This window comes from Nonomuraea ceibae (genome assembly GCF_019396325.1).
GTDB lineage: Bacteria > Actinomycetota > Actinomycetes > Streptosporangiales > Streptosporangiaceae > Nonomuraea > Nonomuraea ceibae.
In genome coordinates, this window is record NZ_JAHKRO010000005.1 from 50889 (window position 1) to 67357 (window position 16469).

Below are 16469 nucleotides of genomic sequence, written 5' to 3' on the forward strand. Positions count from 1 at the left end.
CCGACCCTATCGAGCAGTGAGCCCCCGCCGGGGCGGGGGCTCACTCAGGCGGTCGGCGACGGTCAGCCGAAGACCTGCTTCACGATCTCCTCGAGCTCGGCGTCGTGGGCGGCGTGCGAGCCGACCGCGGGCGAGCTGTTGGGGGTACGCGAGACGCGCCGCAGCGGGCGGCCGCCCAGCAGCTGCGGGTCCTCGGCCAGCTTGAGCGACAGGTAGGGCCAGGCGCCCATGTTGACCGGCTCGTCCTGCGCCCACACCAGCTCGGCCTGGGCCCCGTAGCGGGCCAGCTCGGCGTCGAGCTCCTCGGCCGGATAGGGGTAGAGCCGCTCGATCCGGACCAGCGCGACGTCGTCACGGCCGGCGCTCTCCCGGGCCGCGAGCAGGTCGTAGTAGATCTTGCCGAACGACATCACGACCTTCGTCACCTTGGCCGGGTCGACCGTGGTGTCGCCGATCACCGGCTGGAAGGTGCCGGAGGTGAAGTCCGACGCCTTGGACGTGGCCCGCTTGTGCCGCAGCAGCACCTTGGGCGTGAAGACGACCAGCGGCTTGTGCCGCCCCGACTCGACCTGCCAGCGCAGCAGGTGGAAGTAGTTGGCCGGGGTGGTGGGCTGCGCGACCGTCATGTTGTCGAGCGCGCAGACCTGGAGGAACCGCTCGATGCGGGCGGAGGAGTGGTCGGGGCCCTGGCCCTCGTAGCCGTGCGGCAGCAGCAGCACGACACCGGAGCGCTGGCCCCACTTCTGCTCGCCCGACGAGATGAACTCGTCGATGATCGTCTGGGCGCCGTTGACGAAGTCGCCGAACTGCGCCTCCCACGCCACGAGGGCGTCGGGACGCACGACGCTGTAGCCGTACTCGAAGCCCAGCGCCGCGAACTCGCTGAGCAGCGAGTCGTAGATGTAGAACTTCGTGGTGCCCTCGTTGAACGACTTGAGCGGGGTGTGCTCCGCGCCGGTCACCCGGTCGACCAGCACCGCGTGGCGCTGGGTGAAGGTGCCGCGGCGGGAGTCCTGGCCCACCAGGCGGACCGGGTGCCCGTCGATGAGCAGCGACCCGAAGGCCAGCGTCTCGCCCATGCTCCAGTCGATCGCGTCCTGCTCGACCATCTGGCCGCGGCGCTGGAGCACCGGAGCCAGGCGCGGGTGGACGGTGAAGCCCTCCGGCAGGTTGAGCTGGGTGTCGACGATGCGCTTGAGCGTCTCGTCGCTGATCGCGGTCGGCGTGTCGGCGTGCGACCACTTGACGACCTCGGTCGGCGGCACCCGCATCGCGCCCGCCTCCAGCGGCTTCTTGGCCGCCTCGCGGGTCTCGGTGAACGCCTGCTCCAGCTTGGCCTGGTAGTCGCGCAGCGCCGACTCGGCCTCCTCGACCGTGATGTCGCCCCGGCCGATCAGCGCCTCGGTGTAGAGCTTGCGCGTGGAGCGCTTGGCGTCGATCAGGTCGTACATCAGCGGCTGGGTGAAGGCCGGGTTGTCGCCCTCGTTGTGGCCGCGGCGGCGGTAGCAGATGAGGTCGATCACGACGTCCTTGCGGAACGCCTGGCGGTATTCGTAGGCGAGCTCGCCCACGCGCACCACGGCCTCGGGGTCGTCGCCGTTGACGTGGAAGATCGGCGCCTGGATCATCCGGGCCACGTCCGTCGCGTAGACGGAGGACCGGGAGGAGGCCGGCGAGGTGGTGAAGCCCACCTGGTTGTTGACCACCACGTGCACGGTGCCGCCGGTGCGGTAGCCGCGCAGCTGCGACAGGTTGAGCGTCTCGGCCACGACGCCCTGGCCGGCGAAGGCCGCGTCGCCGTGGACGAGCACGGGCAGGACGGTGAAGCCCTCCTCGCCGCGCTCCAGCAGGTCCTGCTTGGCGCGGACGACGCCCTCCAGGACCGGGTCCACCGCCTCCAGGTGCGACGGGTTGGCGACCACCGAGGCGGTGATCGTCTTGCCGCTGGGCGCGGTGAACGTGCCGGTCGCGCCGAGGTGGTACTTCACGTCGCCGGAGCCGTGCGCGGTGCGCGGGTCGATGTTGCCCTCGAACTCGCCGAAGATCTGCGCGTAGGACTTGCCCACGATGTTGGCGAGCACGTTGAGGCGGCCGCGGTGGGCCATGCCGATGACGACCTCGTCGAGGCCCTCGTCGGCGGCGTCGCTGATGACGGAGTCGAGCAGCGGTATGAGCGACTCGCCGCCCTCCAGCGAGAACCGCTTCTGGCCGACGAACTTGGTCTGCAGGAACGTCTCGAACGCCTCGGCGGTGTTGAGCCTGCTCAGGATGTTGAGCTGCTCGTCACGCTCGGGGGAGGCGTAGGGCTTCTCCACCCGCGCCTGGATCCAGGCCCGCTCCTCGGGGTTCTGGATGTGCATGTACTCGATGCCGACGGTGCGGCAGTAGGAGTCGCGCAGCACGCCCAGGATCTCGCGCAGCTTCATCAGCGGCCGGCCGCCGAAGCCGCCGGTGGCGAACTCGCGCTCCAGGTCCCACAGCGTGAGGCCGTGCGACTGGATGTCGAGGTCGGGGTGCTTGCGCTGCTTGTACTCCAGCGGGTCGGTCTCGGCCATGAGGTGGCCGCGCACCCGGTAGGCGTGGATGAGCTCTATCACCCTCGCCGACTTGGCCACGTCCTCGTCGTGGGAGGCCGAGATGTCGCGCACCCAGCGGACCGGCTCGTACGGGATCCGGAGGTCTTCGAAGATCTCGTCGTAGAAGCCGTCCTCGCCCAGCAGCAGCCGGTGGATCGTGCGCAGGAAGTCGCCCGACTGGGCGCCCTGGATGATCCGGTGGTCGTAGGTGCTGGTGAGCGTCATGACCTTGGAGACGGCCAGGCGCGAGAGCGTGTCGGGGGACGCGCCCTGGTATTCGGCCGGGTATTCCATCGCGCCGACGCCGATGATCGTGCCCTGTCCGGGCATCAGGCGCGGGACGGAGTGGACCGTGCCGATCGTGCCGGGGTTGGTCAGCGAGATCGTGGTGCCGGTGAAGTCGTCGACGCCGAGCTTGCCGGCGCGGGCCTTGCGGACGACCTCCTCGTAGGCCATCCAGAACTGCCGGAAGTCCATGTCCTCGGCGGCCTTGATGGACGGCACGAGGAGCTGGCGCTCGCCGTTGCTCTTCTGGACGTCGATGGCCAGGCCGAAGCCCACGTGCTCGGGCTTGACCAGCGTCGGCTTGCCGTCGACCTCGGCGTAGGAGTAGTTCATCTCCGGCATGCTCTTCAGCGCCTTGACGATCGCGAAGCCGATCAGGTGCGTGAAGGAGACCTTGCCGCCGCGACCCCGCTTGAGGTGATTGTTGATCACGATGCGGTTGTCGATGAGCAGCTTGGCCGGGATGGCCCGGACGCTCGTGGCGGTGGGGACCGTCAGCGAGGTGTCCATGTTGGCGGCCGTGCGGGCCGCCGCCCCGCGCAGCTTCACCTCTTCGGCGCCCTTGGGCACCTGGGTGACGGGCTGCTTGGGCTTCTCGGCGGGCTTCGCGGCGGGCGCCGGTGGCGGCGCCTTGACCGGAGCGGAAGCGGGCGCGGTTGCAGTGCCGTTCGCCGCCTCCCTGACCGGGGTACGGCCCGGTCCGTAATCAGGGTTGTAGTCAGCGAAGAAGTTCCACCAAGCCTTGTCGACAGACTCGGGATCTTGGAGATACTTCTGGTACAGCTCGTCGACAAGCCACTCATTCTGACCAAAGCTTGCCAGCGGGTTTGTCCGCGACGACTCAGACGACACGGCGCAAATCGCCCTCTTCCGCAGATCGGCGTTGATGTTAGAGAACCTGTCCAAGGCTACTCGCCCGGACCGACGGCGCGCGCCCGCGAGCCGCTGCCGCCTCGCCTGATCCTCTCAGGAGTGTCCCGAGAGGTCACGCGCCCCCAGTCAATCCAGGTGGTGCCGTCAACATTACCGTTTGGTATCAACAGCGGGAACGGAGGTTTAGTTCCCGCCTACGACGAGCCTGGAGGCGATCCGGACGTCGGGGGACAGCCGGGTGAGCAGATCGGCCAGCTCCTCGCCCGCCTCCTTCAGCTCCTCCAGCGACATCGGCTCCAGCCGCTCCAGCAGGAAGATCGCGTTGATGGTCTCCTCGGTGAGCCGGGTGCGGACCACCTGGCGCCAGTTCCACCTGCGGCAGGTGACGCCCAGGTCGTCGCGCCAGATCACCTCGCCGGGCTCGGGCTGCCCCAGCGCCTCCTCCGACGCCTCCTCGCCGGTCGCCCTGACGAGCCGGGGCGGACCGGAATAGCGGTCGAGGTCCTCGCCGCCGATGGGCAGCGCGTGCTTCACGCTGATCGAGTTGTACGCGTCGACGACCTGGTTGATCTCCGGCAGCGGGAGCCTGCGGGTGAGCGCGTCGACCGAGGGCCGGGTGCGCTGCGGCTTGGCGCCGAAGGCGCGGTAGGCGTCCTTCCAGGCGTCGATCTTGTCCGGCTGGACCTCGTGCGCGGACGCCTCGGCCAGCCAGCCGCGGGTCAGGTCGTCGGTGGGGCCGTTGCGCAGGCCGTGGGCCGTCATGGCCAGGACGGCGAAGTCGGGGCGCAGCGCCAGGACCGCCTCGTCCACCGTGATGTCGTCAAGCATGCGCCTCAGTCTAGAAGGCGGGCCGTACCGCAAAAAGCTCTTTGCAAAATTGTCTTTGCGGTTTATCGTCAGGACATGGAGGACGAGTTCAAGATCAGCGATCCGCAGGTGCTCAAGGTCGTGGCGCACCCGCTGCGGGTGCGGCTGCTGGGCCTGCTGCGCGCCGACGGGCCGGCCACCGCCAGCGAGCTGGGCCGGGTGGTGGGGGAGAGCTCCGGCTCGACCAGCTACCACCTGCGCGAGCTCGCCAAGTACGGCTTCATCGAGGAGGACCCCGACCGGCGCGACGGCCGCGAGCGGCGCTGGCGCTCCCGCCACCGCTACACCTCCTGGGACAACCTGGAGATGTCGGCCAGCCCCGAGGGCCGCGAGGCCGTCAAGATCATGCGGCTGCGCCAGGTGGCGGTGCTGGAGCAGCGGGTCCGAGCGTTCGACGAGGGCGAGTGGGCCGACGCGTGGGTGCGCGCGGCCGGGCTGAGCGACAGCCTGGTCCGGCTGCCCGCCTCGGCCCTGCGCGAGCTCCACGAGCGGGTGGACGAGCTGCTGGAGGAGCTCGGGGCCCGCTACGCAGGCGCGCCCGACGCCGAGCAGGTGCACGTGTGGGTGGGCGGCTTCCCGCGCCGTCCGGAGGAGGAGGACGAGACGTGACCCCCCGCTCGGCGCTGCGGCGCTACATGCTGGTCAACTTCCTGACGTGGCTGCCCTTAGGGCTCATGCTGCCGGTCATGGTGCTGCTCATGACCGAGCGGGGCCTCAGCCTCGCCCAGGTCGGACTCGTGACGACCGTGTTCTCCGTCGTCACCATCACGCTGGAGCTGCCCACGGGCGGGCTGGCCGACGTCGCGGGCCGCCGCGTCGTGCTGGCCGCCTCCGCCGCGTTCACGCTCGCCGCGCTCGCGCTGATGGCGGTCTCCACCACGGTGTGGATGTTCCTGGCGATGGCGGTGCTCAAGGGCGTGGGCCGGGCGCTGTCCAGCGGTCCCGCCACCGCCTGGTACGTCGACACGCTGCACGAGCTGGAGGGGCCGGACGCCGACCTGGGGCGCGGGCTGGCCAGGGGCGGCGCGATGGAGTCGGTGGCGCTCTGCGCGGGCGTGCTCGCGGGCGGGTTCGTCCCCCTCCTCGTGCCGCCCGGACCGCTGCCCCCGCTCGCCGTCCCGGCGGCCGGCGGCGCCGCCGCGGCCGCGGTCCTGCTGGTGGTGGCGCTGCTCGCGCTGCCCGAACCCGCCCGCGAGCACGCCTCCGCCGTGACGGCGCGCGGGCTGCTGCGCGGCGTGCCCGCGACCGTCGGCGAGGGCGTGCGCCTGGTGGCCGGGGCGCCGGTGCTGCGCCGGCTCATGCTGGTCGCCGCCGGGTCGGGCGTCGCGCTGACCGCCGTCGAGCTGCTCACCCCCGGACGGCTGGCCGAGCTCGCAGGGACCGCCGAGGAGGGCAGCACCGCGTACGCGATCGTGGCGGCGCTCGGGTTCGCCGGGAGCGCCTTCGGGAGCGCGATGGCGCCCCGGGCGGCCCGGCTGGCGGGCCGCGTCACCGGTGCGGGAGGGCCGTCGCCGGTGGCCGGGGCCGTGGCGGGGACCGTGCTGACCTCGGCCTCCGTCGGGGCGCTGGCCGCGACCGCGGGCCTCGGCGGGGCGGCCGGGCTGATCACCGCCGCGACCGCCTACGTCGTGCTGTTCGCCGGGCTCGCCGTCGCGGCCCTGCTCTGCCTGGAGATGACGCACAAGGCCGTCGACGCCGGGCGGCGCAACACCGTCACCTCGACGAGCTCGCTCGCCCTGCAAGGCGGCGCCGCGGCGTCCAACCTGGGGTTCGGCGCGCTGGCCACCGGGGCGGGCACGGTGGCCGCCTGGTCGACGGCCGCCTGCCTGATCATGGCCTCGGCGCTGCTGTTCGTCAGGATGCCGCGGACCAGTCCAGCTCCGGCCCCACAGGCACGATCCGGCTCGGGTTGATGTTCGTCTGGGTGACGTAGTAGTGCCGCTTGATGTGGTCGAAGTCGGTGGTCTCGCCGAACGCCGGGATCGCGTACAGCCTCCTGGCGTACGACCACAGCGCCGGATAGTCGGTCAGGCGGCGCACCGAGCACTTGAAGTGGCCGTAGTAGACGCTGTCGAACCTGGCCAGCGTCGTGTAGAGGCGCACGTCGCTCTCGGTCAGCGCGTCGAACAGGAACTCCCTGCCCGTCAGCCGCTCCTCCAGGAAGTCCAGCGTGGCGAAGACGCGGCCCACGGCCTCCTCGTACGCCTCCTGGGCGGTGGCGAACCCGGCCTCGTAGACGGCGTTGTTGAGACCGTGGTAGACGCGCTCGTTCATGGCGTCGATCTCGGGGCGCAGCGCCTCGGGATAGAGGTCGGGCGTGCGGCTCCAGGTGGTCTCCAGGTCGAGGGTGATCCGCGGGAAGTCGTTGGTGACGATCCGCCCCTCCTTGGCGTCCCAGACGCACGGCACCGTGTAGCGGCCCCGGAAGTCCGGGTCGGTGGCCAGGTAGAGCTCCGACAGGTAGATGCCGCCGGGGACCCGCCAGCCCTTCTCGTCGCGGATCGGGTCCACGATCGTCACGTCCAGCAGGTCCTCGAGGCCCAGGAGCCGGCGCACGATCAGCACCCGCTGCGCCCACGGGCAGGCATAGGAGGCGTAGAGCCGGTAGCGGCCGGGCTCGGGCGGGCCGAGGCGGTCGGTGAAACGGTTCGGCTGCCTGACGAAGCGCCCGTCATCGGCGATTTCACGTTTCATGCCCCCAGTAGAACATGCTTCCGGAACGCCGGGCAGAATCTCGGGCATGGCGAAGTTCGTGGTGACTCCTTCCAGCGAGGAGCAGCGTGCGGCATGGACGGGCGGGACGATCCCCGAGGTGGAGCGGGTGCGGCCGGGCCTGTGGTCGGTGCCGGTGCCCATCCCGATCAACCCGCTGCGCTACGTCCTGGTGTACGTGCTCGAATGCGACGACGGCGTGGCCCTCGTCGACGCCGGATGGAACACCGACGAGGCGTACGACGCGCTGGTCGCCGGGCTCGCCGTGGCCGGTTACGCGATCACCGACGTCAAGGCGGTGCTCGTCACCCACATCCACCCCGACCACTACGGCCTGGCGGGACGCGTCCGGGAGGCGTCCGGGGCGTGGATCGGGCTGCACCCGGCGGACGCCGAGCTGGTCCACGAGCGCTACGACGAGGCCGCCATCGAGTCGCTGGTCGCCCGGGAGCGGGCGCTGCTGGCGCGCTGCGGCGTGCCCCCGGCCACGCTGGACGAGCTGGCCGGGGCGTCGATGATGATCAGGCACCTGGTGTCGACGGCCAAGCCCGACCGGCTCATCGAGGACGGCGACCGGCTCGGCCTGCCCGGCTGGGACCTGCGCGCGCTGTGGACGCCGGGGCACTCGCCGGGCCACCTCTGCTTCACCTCGCCGTCCAGGAAGCTGCTGTTCTCCGGCGACCACGTCCTGGCCAGGATCACGCCGATCGTCGCGGTGCACCCGCAGTCGGGGCCGAACCCGCTGGCCGACTACCTCGGCGCGCTGGCCGCCGTGCGCGCCCTGGACGTGGAGGAGGTGCTGCCCGCCCACGAGTACCGCTTCCTGGAGCTGGCCGGGCGGGTCGACCACGTGATGGCCCACCACGAGGAGCGGCTGGCCGAGATCGAGGGCGTGCTCGCCGCGTCGGACGGCGTGAGCTGCTGGGAGGCGGCGACCCGGCTGACGTGGTCGCGGCCGTGGGAGTCGATCCCGGCGTTCATGCGCCGGGCGGCCAACAACGAGACGCTGGCCCACCTGGTGTGGCTGGAGGCGCGCGGCCGGGCCCGCCGGGAGCCCGGCGAGCCGGACCGCTGGGTCAGCGGCTGAGCCCGGTCCAGAACGCGTACGCGTGGTCGCGCTCGAACGCGGCGCGCTTCCACGTCCCGGCCGTGAGCGAGCGCACGTGCCGGTCGCGCTCGGCGAACCGCGCCCAGCCCGGGTCGCCGGTGGCCGCGAACCGCACCCAGGCGCCGATCATCCGCTCGGCCAGCCGCGCCTGCCGGGGCGCCAGCTTCTGGAACAGCTTCAGGTCGAACAGGTACGGCAGTTCCGCCATGTGCTGGGCGCGCACCGGGAAGCTCGTGGCGGGGTAGCCGGCGAACCAGGGCGTGTCCTTCTCGGCGAACTCGTACATCCGGGTGGGCGTCCAGCGTGACAGCAGCCGGGCGGTGTCGAGCGTGGGCGCCGCCCAGGCGTGGTCGGTGCGCACGGCGGCCAGCGCCGCCCCGGCCGAGCCGTGGGCCCGCAGCGGGTAGCGCTTCAGCACGGCGGCGGCGTCGGCGCCGAACTCCGCGCGGATCGCGGGCGCGTACTCCCCGGCGCGCATGGGCCGGCCGCCGGGGGCCAGCTCCGCGCCGGCGACCATGCCGCGCTCCTCGTCGTGGTTGACGCCGACCAGCACCGGGACCCGGTTGAACCGGCCGTCGCGCAGCGCCTGCGCGGGGGTGCGGGGCAGCAGCGCGGTGCCCGCGACCGGGCGCGGCTCGGCGAAGGCGCCGTAGGCGGCGAGCAGGTCGGCAGCCGGCACCGCGCGCAGGCAGGCCGCGACGTCGCCGGCCTCCTCGCACCCCACCTTCTCGATCACCTTGGCGCTCTCGGCCTCGGCGGTGGCGCGGGTCCGCGATCCGCCCGTCGCGCAGGGGGCGCTCTGCACGATCGCCCGGTGGAACAGGCCCTTGGACGCGGGCGAGGCGAGGTGGCCGCAGACGGCGTAGCCGCCGCCCGACTGACCCATGATCGTCACCTTGCCGGGGTCGCCGCCGAACGCGCCGATGTTCGCCCGGACCCAGCGCAGCGCCGCCTGCTGGTCCTCCAGGCCGAAGCCGCCCGATCCGCCGAGCGCGGGGGAGCTGAGGAAGCCCATGACGCCCAGCCGGTAGTTCATCGACACGACGACCGCCCCTGCCGAGGCCAGCCGCGCCGGGCCGTACATGTCGCCCGTGCCGTACATGAGGCTGCCGCCGTGGATCCACACCACGACGGGCAGCTTGCCCTTCACCTTCGCCGGGGTGGTGACGTTGAGGTAGAGGCAGTCCTCGTTCTCGCTGGGCACGCCGATCGGGTAGCCGGTGGGCTGGGCGCAGGCCGGGCCGGGGCGGGTGGCGTTGCGCACGCCGGTCCACGACGCGGCCGGCCGGGGCGAGGTCCAGCGCAGGTCGCCGACGGGCGGGGCGGCGTACGGGATGCCCTGGAAGGAGCGGACGCCGGCGGCGGCCGATCCGCGCACCTCGCCGGCGGCCGTGCCGACCACCACGGGAGCGGTCGCGGCGGCGGCGGGCAGGGCGGGTGTCGCCGTGGCGAGCAGGCCGGCGGCCAGCACGCCCGCGAGCCGTCCGTAGGAGGGGGTCATCTGGGTGTTTCTCCCGTCTCGTGGTGATCTGCAGAGGACGGTACGGGGATTTGGGCGATCGCGCAAGTCGTTCGCCTAAGGCGCTCGCATGACACGCTTGCTATGCTGCCCGGCATGGGAAACCGGGAAGATCTGCTCGACGGGGCCAAGCGGTGCCTGCGCGAGAAGGGCTACGACCGCACCAGCGTGCGCGACATCGCCTCCGCCGCCGGCGTCAGCATGGCCGCCATCGGCTATCACTACGGGTCGCGCGAGGCGCTGCTGAACAAGGCGCTGTTCGAGATCCTCGACGAGTGGGGCGACGCCATGGGCCGGGCGCTCGTGCCCGAGTCCGGCGGCGCGGCGGCCGAGCACTACGCGCGCATGTGGGAGAGCCTGCTCGCCGACTTCAAAGCCCATCCGGACCTGTGGCTGGCCTCGGTCGAGCTGTTCATGCAGGCCCAGCGCCAGCCCGAGCTGCGCCCGGCGCTCGCCGAGGGCACCCGGCAGGGGCGGGCCGGGATGGCGGCGATCCTGGAGAGCGTGCCGGAGGACACGGTGCCGGAGCGGTCCGCGCGCACGCTGGGCACGGTCCAGGTCGCGCTGATGACCGGCGTGATGGTGCAGTGCCTGAGCGACCCCGACAGCGCGCCCAGCGCCGCCGAGGTGCTCGACGGGCTGCGGGCCGTCGCCAAGCTGCTCGGCTGAACGCCCCGGCTCGGGTTATGGTGCTCCTACCAGAATGTTGTTCTCCTGGCTGGAGGTTCGATGCTTCGGTTCGATGACAGGGTCGCGATCGTCACGGGGGCCGGGCACGGCCTCGGCCGCTCCCACGCGCTCCTGCTGGCCGAGCGGGGCGCCAAGGTCGTCGTCAACGACCTCGGCGGCGCGCTCGACGGCACCGGCGCCTCCGCCGGCCCGGCCGCCGACGTGGTCGAGCTGATCACCAAGAACGGCGGCCAGGCCGTCGCGAGCACCGACAACGTCGCCACCCCCGAAGGCGCCAGGGCCATCGCCCAGGCCGCCGTCGACGCGTTCGGGAAGATCGACATCGTCGTCAACAACGCCGGCATCCTGCGTGACAAGTCGTTCGGCAAGATGACCGTCGAGGACTTCGACAGCGTCCTCGCCGTGCACGTACGCGGCTCCTACCTGGTCAGCCAGGCGGCCTACCCGTTCATGAAGGAGGCCGGCTACGGGCGGATCGTCAACACCTCCAGCCCGGCGGGTCTGTTCGGCAACTTCGGCCAGGCCAACTACTCCACCGCCAAGATGGGCCTGGTCGGGCTCACCAAGACGCTCGGCATCGAGGGCGCGCGCAGCGGCATCAAGGCCAACGCCATCGCCCCGATCGCCTGGACGCGCATGACCGAGGCGCTGCTGCCCGCCGAGTTCGAGGCGAAGTTCACGCCCGAGCGGGTCAGCGCGCTCGTCGCCTACCTGGTGCACGACTCGTGCGAGCCGAGCGGCGAGGTCTTCAGCGTCGGCGGCGGGCGCGTGGCGCGGGTGTTCGTGGCCGAGGGGCCCGGCTGGAAGAGCGACGACCTCACGCCGGAGGCGCTGGCGGACAACTGGGCGTCCGTCATGGCCGAGCAGCCGTACGTGCTCACTGCGGGCGACTCGATGAAGGCGATGCTCTAGCAGGGCTCCAGCAGGGCTCTGGCAGGGTTCTGGCGGGTTCACGTTCGGGGGCGCCGATCCGTACGGGTCGGTGCCCTATTTTATGCCGAAAAATCGGGCTTTGTTCGATCATCGACAGAAGTACGGCGAGTTTGGGCGGCTCGCACTCTTGAATTGCCGGATGAGTGATCTTATTGTCGCGGCATGACCCCCGCCCCGGGCTCGCCCGGCGACGTCCTGACGCTGATCAGCGCAGGCTCCGCGACGACCCGTTCCGACCTCGCCCGGCTCACCGGGCTGGCCCGATCCACGATCTCCCAGCGCGTCGACGCGCTGATCGAGCGCGGCCTGGTCGAGGAGACCGAGAGCGGCGAGTCGACCGGCGGACGCCCGCCCCGCCAGCTCCGCCTGCACACCGAGGAGCACGCCTTCGCCGGCGTCGACCTCGGCGCCACCCACTGCCGCATCGCCCTCATGGACATGTCCGGCGACGTGCTCGCCGAGTGCGAGGACTCCCTGCTGATCGAGGAGGGCCCCGAGACCGTGCTCGCGCACGTCGACGGCCGCCTCGACCGGCTCCTCGCCGAGGCGGGGCGGCCCAGGGCGGCGCTGCGGGCCATCGGCATGGGCGTGCCGGGCCCGGTCGAGTTCGCCACCGGGCGGCCGAACAACCCGCCGATCATGCCCGGCTGGAACGAGTACCCGATCCCTGAATACTTCGGCGGCACCGCCGTCCTCGTCGACAACGACGTCAACGTCATGGCCCTGGGCGAGCACCGCAACGCCTTCGGCGACATCCGCCACCTGCTGTTCGTCAAGGTCGGCACCGGCATCGGCTGCGGCATCGTCGCCGAGGGCACCCTCCACAGGGGAGCGCAGGGCTCGGCCGGCGACATCGGCCACATCCGCGTCAACGGCCACGAGGAGGCGGGCTGTCGCTGCGGCAACAGCGCCTGCCTGGAAGCCGTGGCCGGCGGCGCCGCCGTCGCCCGCCGCCTCACCGAGCTGGGCGTCGCCGCCGAGTCGGGAGCCGACGTCGTCGCGCTCGTCCAGGCCGGCAACACCCAGGCGCTGCGGCTCGTCAGAGAGGCCGGCCGGCTCATCGGCGAGGTGCTGGCCAGCCTGGTCAACTTCTTCAACCCCGAGGTCATCGTCATCGGCGGCGCCCTCTCGCGGGTCCACGAACACCTGCTCGCCGGCATCAGGGAGACCGTCTACCGCCGCTCCCTGCCGCTGGCCACCCACCACCTGTCGATCGTGCCGAGCCGCATGGGGATCAACGCCGCCGCACTGGGCGCCGGGATTCTCGCGATCGAGCACTACCTGTCACCGGACAACATCAACCGCATCGTCAACGCCTGAAACCGTGTGAAAGGGAGCCCGATGCTCGTCATGAGGGGGATCGTCAAGCAGTTCCCCGGCGTGCGCGCGCTGGACGGGGTCGACCTGGACGTGCGGGCGGGCGAGGTGCACTGCCTGCTCGGCCAGAACGGCGCCGGCAAGTCGACACTGATCAAGGTCCTGGCCGGCGTCCACCAGCCGGACGAGGGCACCGTGGAGTTCAACGGCGCGCAGGTGCGCCCGTCAGGCCCGATGGACGCCATCCGGCTCGGCTTCGCCACCATCTACCAGGAGCTCGACCTGGTCGACGGGCTCAGCGTCGCCGACAACATCTTCCTCGGCCACGAGCACGCCCGCCTCGGCTTCGTCAACACCGGCGCCGGCCACCGCGCCGCCCGCCAGGTGCTCGAACGCCTCGGCCACGGCGAGATCCGCCCCTCCACCGAGGTCGGCAGGCTCTCACCCGCGGCCAAGCAGGTCGTCTCGATGGCGCGGGCGCTCTCCCACGACGCCCGCCTGATCATCATGGACGAGCCGTCGGCCGCGCTCGCCCACGACGAGGTCGCCAACCTCTTCCGCATCATCCGCGAGCTCACCGGCCAGGGCGTGGCCGTCGTCTACATCTCCCACCGGCTGGAGGAGATCCGCGAGATCGGCGACCGCGTGACCGTGCTGAAGGACGGCCGCACCGTCGCCGTCGGCCTGCCCGCCCGCGACACCCCCACCTCCCGCATCGTCTCGCTGATGACCGGCAGGAACGTCGAGTACGTCTTCCCGCCCCGCGCCGCCCGGCCTCCCGGCGACCAGGTGCTGGAGGTCGAGGGCCTGACCTCGCCCGGCGCCTTCCACGACGTCAGCTTCAGCGTCCGCGCCGGCGAGATCGTCGGACTGGCCGGCCTGGTCGGCTCCGGCCGCTCGGAGATCCTCGAAGCGGTGTACGGCGCGCGTCCCGCCTCTGGCAGCGTCGTGCTCGCCGGGAAGCGGTTACGCCGCGGCGGCGTCGTCACCAGCGTCCGCCGGGGCATGGGCCTGGCCCCCGAGGAACGCAAGGCCCAGGCCCTCCTCCTCGACCAGAGCGTCACCGCCAACATCACGCTGGGCAGCCTGCCGGGCTTCGCCAGGTTCGGCTGGATGAACCGGGCCCGCGAGCGCGCCGAAGCCGAACGCCTGGTCAAAGCGCTCGACATCCGGCCGCCCGACCCCGAACGGCCGGTCAAGACCCTGTCCGGCGGCAACCAGCAGAAGGCGGTGCTCGCCCGCTGGCTGCTCGGCAGCCGCCGCCTGCTCCTGCTCGACGAACCGACCAGAGGCGTGGACGTGGGCGCCAGGGCGGAGCTGTACGCGGTCATCCGCGACCTGGCCGACCAGGGCATCGGCGTCCTGCTGGTGTCCAGCGAGGTGCCCGAGGTGCTCGGCCTGGCCGACCGCGTGCTGGTGGTGCGCGAAGGCGCGGTCATCCACGAGGCCGCCGCCGGAGAACTCGACGAGCACCGCGTGCTCGACATGATCATGAATGGGAGAGCGGCCTGATGAGCGACGCCCGAAGACCGCCCGCGGCGGTCCCCGAGACCGGCGGAGCCGCGCCACCACCGGCCCGCGCCACCCTGAACTCCCTCACCGGAGCCCGCCACCTGGGCCTGCTCGTGGCCCTCGGCCTGCTCGTCGTCGTCGGCCTCGTCACCCGGCCGGAGAACTTCGCCACCGCCTCCAACCTCGTCAGCATCCTCTCGCTCGCCGCCACCATCGGCGTGATCACCGTCGGCGCCACCTTCGTCATCATCGGCGGCGGCATCGACCTGTCCGTCGGTGCGATCATGGCCCTGGCGTCCGTCTGGGCCACCACCGTGGCCACCCAGGAGTTCGGGCCCGTCGTCATGGCCGTCTGCGCCATCCTCGTCGGCACCGGCACCGGGCTGGTCAACGGCCTGCTCATCGCCTACGGGCGGCTCGTGCCGTTCATCGCCACGCTGGCCATGCTGGTGGCGGCACGCGGCCTGGCCCAGCGCATGTCGGACCGCAAGACCCAGCTCATCGACGGCGAGGGTGCGATCGCCGCCCTGTCGACCACCCGCATCCTCGGCATCCCGCTGCTCGTCTACATCTTCGCGCTGGTCGTGGTGCTCGGCTGGATCCTGCTCAACCGCACCACCTTCGGCCGCCGCACCTACGCCGTCGGCGGCAACCCGGAGGCCGCCAGGCTCGCCGGCATCGACGTCCGGCGGCACACGATGCTCCTCTACGCCCTGTCCGGGCTGTGCTGCGGCATCGCCGCCATCCTGATCATGGCGCGCACGACCACAGGCTCGTCCACCCACGGCGACCTGTACGAGCTCGACGCCATCGCCGCCGTCATCATCGGCGGCACCCTGCTCACCGGCGGCCGCGGCACGATCATCGGCTCCATCCTGGGCCTGCTCATCTTCACGCTCATCACGAACCTGTTCATCCTCAACGGCCTCAACACCAGCGACCAGCTGATCGCCAAGGGCCTGATCATCGTCGTCGCCGTCCTTCTCCAGCGGCGAAACCTGAAGGAGAGAGCACCATGAGCAACAACGTCGCGCGCAGGGGATTCCTCGTCGGCGGTCTCGGCGGCGCCGCGCTCTTAGCGGCGGGCTGCACCAGCAACGAGCCGTCGGCCTCGCCCACCACGGCCGCGCCGCAGCCGGCCCCGGCGGCCAGCGGCAACGACGAGCCCGGCGACAAGGTCGTCATCGGCTTCTCGGCGCCCGCCGCCGACCACGGCTGGATCGCCGCCATCGCCAAGAACGCCGAAGCCACCGCCAAGCAGTATCCCGACATCGAGTTCAAGCCGGTCGAGCCGACCAACGACATCAACCAGCAGATCTCCGCCGTCGAGTCGCTCATCGCCGCCAAGGTGAACGCGCTGGTCATCCTGCCCAACGACGGCCAGCAGCTCAACCAGATCGCGCTGCGCGCGACCGAGGCCGGCATCCCCGTGATCAACCTCGACCGCGTCTTCCCGGACAAGCTCGCCTACCGGACGTGGATCGGCGGCGACAACTACGGCATGGGCGTGGCCGCCGGTCACCACATCGGCAAGGCGCTCAAGGACAAGGGCGTGTCGAACCCGGTCATCGTGGAGATCCAGGGCATCGCCACGCTCCCGCTCACCCAGGACCGCAGCAAGGGCTTCGAGGACGCGCTGAAGACGTACGGGTTCAGCGTGACGGCCAAGCAGGACGCCAAGTTCACCGTGGAGACGGGCAACCAGGTGGCGACCGGCCTGCTCCAGGCGCACAAGAAGATCGACGCGATGTGGAACCACGACGACGACCAGGGGGTCGGCGTGCTGGCGGCGATCAAGGAAGCGGGACGGAACGAGTTCGTCATGGTGGGCGGCGCGGGGTCGGCCAACGCCATGCGGGAGATCCAGTCGGGCACGTCGGTGCTGCAGGCCACGGTCACCTACAGCCCCACGATGGCCTCCTCGGCCATCAAACTGGCGCGCCTGATCGCCCAAGGCAAGGGCATGAGTGACCTCGTGGAGAACCAGGTTCCGCAGTCCATCACGCTCGCGTCCGAGACCATTACCAAGGAGAACGTCGAGAAGTATCTGGACCTCGGCTTCGAATCCTGATCGGGG

13 protein-coding genes are annotated in these 16469 nt (G+C 71.4%); 9 read left to right on the forward strand and 4 right to left on the reverse strand.

All coding sequences use genetic code 11. The features are described 5' to 3' along the window. Nucleotides 1-62 precede the first annotated feature (62 nt). On the reverse strand, nt 63-3713 hold the full coding sequence (locus KME80_RS05405) for a multifunctional oxoglutarate decarboxylase/oxoglutarate dehydrogenase thiamine pyrophosphate-binding subunit/dihydrolipoyllysine-residue succinyltransferase subunit (RefSeq protein WP_219500893.1): 3651 nt from the start codon (nt 3711-3713) through the stop codon (nt 63-65). Between the two features lie 204 nt (nt 3714-3917). Then, nucleotides 3918-4562, reverse strand: a complete 645-nt coding sequence (locus tag KME80_RS05410; protein ID WP_219500895.1) for a B3/B4 domain-containing protein — start codon at nt 4560-4562, stop codon at nt 3918-3920. Nucleotides 4563-4637: 75 nt separating this feature from the next. On the opposite strand from KME80_RS05410, the gene KME80_RS05415 reads away from it, so the two are divergent. Then, nucleotides 4638-5210, forward strand: a complete 573-nt coding sequence (locus KME80_RS05415) for a winged helix-turn-helix domain-containing protein (RefSeq protein ID WP_219500897.1) — start codon at nt 4638-4640, stop codon at nt 5208-5210. Then, nucleotides 5207-6514, forward strand: a complete 1308-nt coding sequence (locus KME80_RS05420) for an MFS transporter (RefSeq protein ID WP_219500899.1) — start codon at nt 5207-5209, stop codon at nt 6512-6514. The genes KME80_RS05415 and KME80_RS05420 overlap by 4 nt, the downstream gene beginning before the upstream one ends. Here the strand turns inward: KME80_RS05420 and KME80_RS05425 are convergent. Beyond that, nucleotides 6456-7295 carry a glutathione S-transferase family protein gene (locus KME80_RS05425; RefSeq protein WP_219500901.1) on the reverse strand — a complete coding sequence of 280 codons (840 nt, stop codon included), beginning with the start codon at nt 7293-7295 and terminating at the stop codon, nt 6456-6458. The two genes, KME80_RS05420 and KME80_RS05425, sit on opposite strands and share 59 nt — an antisense overlap. Before the next feature lie 46 nt (nt 7296-7341). On the opposite strand from KME80_RS05425, the gene KME80_RS05430 reads away from it, so the two are divergent. Next, the gene (locus tag KME80_RS05430) at nt 7342-8400 is read left to right on the forward strand and encodes an MBL fold metallo-hydrolase (protein WP_219500903.1); all 1059 of its coding nucleotides are present in this window, start codon (nt 7342-7344) and stop codon (nt 8398-8400) included. On the opposite strand, the gene KME80_RS05435 is transcribed toward KME80_RS05430, so the two are convergent. Next, a complete protein-coding gene (locus tag KME80_RS05435; protein WP_219500905.1) occupies nt 8390-9922 on the reverse strand; it encodes a carboxylesterase/lipase family protein in 1533 nt (510 codons plus the stop codon). The genes KME80_RS05430 and KME80_RS05435 overlap by 11 nt on opposite strands. A 114-nt stretch (nt 9923-10036) precedes the next feature. On the opposite strand from KME80_RS05435, the gene KME80_RS05440 reads away from it, so the two are divergent. From KME80_RS05440 to KME80_RS05465, 6 genes are all read left to right on the forward strand, one after another. Beyond that, on the forward strand, nt 10037-10609 hold the full coding sequence (locus KME80_RS05440; protein ID WP_219500907.1) for a TetR/AcrR family transcriptional regulator: 573 nt from the start codon (nt 10037-10039) through the stop codon (nt 10607-10609). A 60-nt stretch (nt 10610-10669) separates the two neighbouring features. Beyond that, nucleotides 10670-11542, forward strand: coding sequence for an SDR family oxidoreductase (locus tag KME80_RS05445; protein WP_219500908.1), 873 nt, complete (start codon nt 10670-10672; stop codon nt 11540-11542). Between the two features lie 183 nt (nt 11543-11725). Continuing rightward, nucleotides 11726-12883 (forward strand): ROK family transcriptional regulator, encoded by a 1158-nt coding sequence (locus tag KME80_RS05450; protein WP_219500909.1) that lies wholly within the window; start codon nt 11726-11728, stop codon nt 12881-12883. A gap of 21 nt (nt 12884-12904) precedes the next feature. Beyond that, a complete protein-coding gene (locus tag KME80_RS05455) occupies nt 12905-14392 on the forward strand; it encodes a sugar ABC transporter ATP-binding protein (RefSeq protein WP_219500910.1) in 1488 nt (495 codons plus the stop codon). Then, nucleotides 14392-15411, forward strand: coding sequence for an ABC transporter permease (locus KME80_RS05460; RefSeq protein WP_246644110.1), 1020 nt, complete (start codon nt 14392-14394; stop codon nt 15409-15411). The genes KME80_RS05455 and KME80_RS05460 overlap by 1 nt, the downstream gene beginning before the upstream one ends. Next, the gene (locus KME80_RS05465) at nt 15408-16463 is read left to right on the forward strand and encodes an ABC transporter substrate-binding protein (protein WP_219500911.1); all 1056 of its coding nucleotides are present in this window, start codon (nt 15408-15410) and stop codon (nt 16461-16463) included. Before KME80_RS05460 ends, KME80_RS05465 begins: the two co-directional genes overlap by 4 nt. Nucleotides 16464-16469 lie beyond the last annotated feature (6 nt).

Bases quoted from the DNA above. Each gene is read 5' to 3' on its own strand.
- KME80_RS05410 (WP_219500895.1), bottom strand. From the start codon at position 4,562: ATGCTTGACGACATCACGGTGGACGAGGCGGTCCTGGCGCTGCGCCCC.
- KME80_RS05415 (WP_219500897.1), top strand. From the start codon at position 4,638: ATGGAGGACGAGTTCAAGATCAGCGATCCGCAGGTGCTCAAGGTCGTG.
- KME80_RS05425 (WP_219500901.1), bottom strand. From the start codon at position 7,295: ATGAAACGTGAAATCGCCGATGACGGGCGCTTCGTCAGGCAGCCGAAC.
- KME80_RS05430 (WP_219500903.1), top strand. From the start codon at position 7,342: ATGGCGAAGTTCGTGGTGACTCCTTCCAGCGAGGAGCAGCGTGCGGCA.
- KME80_RS05435 (WP_219500905.1), bottom strand. From the start codon at position 9,922: ATGACCCCCTCCTACGGACGGCTCGCGGGCGTGCTGGCCGCCGGCCTG.
- KME80_RS05440 (WP_219500907.1), top strand. From the start codon at position 10,037: ATGGGAAACCGGGAAGATCTGCTCGACGGGGCCAAGCGGTGCCTGCGC.
- KME80_RS05445 (WP_219500908.1), top strand. From the start codon at position 10,670: ATGCTTCGGTTCGATGACAGGGTCGCGATCGTCACGGGGGCCGGGCAC.
- KME80_RS05450 (WP_219500909.1), top strand. From the start codon at position 11,726: ATGACCCCCGCCCCGGGCTCGCCCGGCGACGTCCTGACGCTGATCAGC.
- KME80_RS05455 (WP_219500910.1), top strand. From the start codon at position 12,905: ATGCTCGTCATGAGGGGGATCGTCAAGCAGTTCCCCGGCGTGCGCGCG.
- KME80_RS05460 (WP_246644110.1), top strand. From the start codon at position 14,392: ATGAGCGACGCCCGAAGACCGCCCGCGGCGGTCCCCGAGACCGGCGGA.
- KME80_RS05465 (WP_219500911.1), top strand. From the start codon at position 15,408: ATGAGCAACAACGTCGCGCGCAGGGGATTCCTCGTCGGCGGTCTCGGC.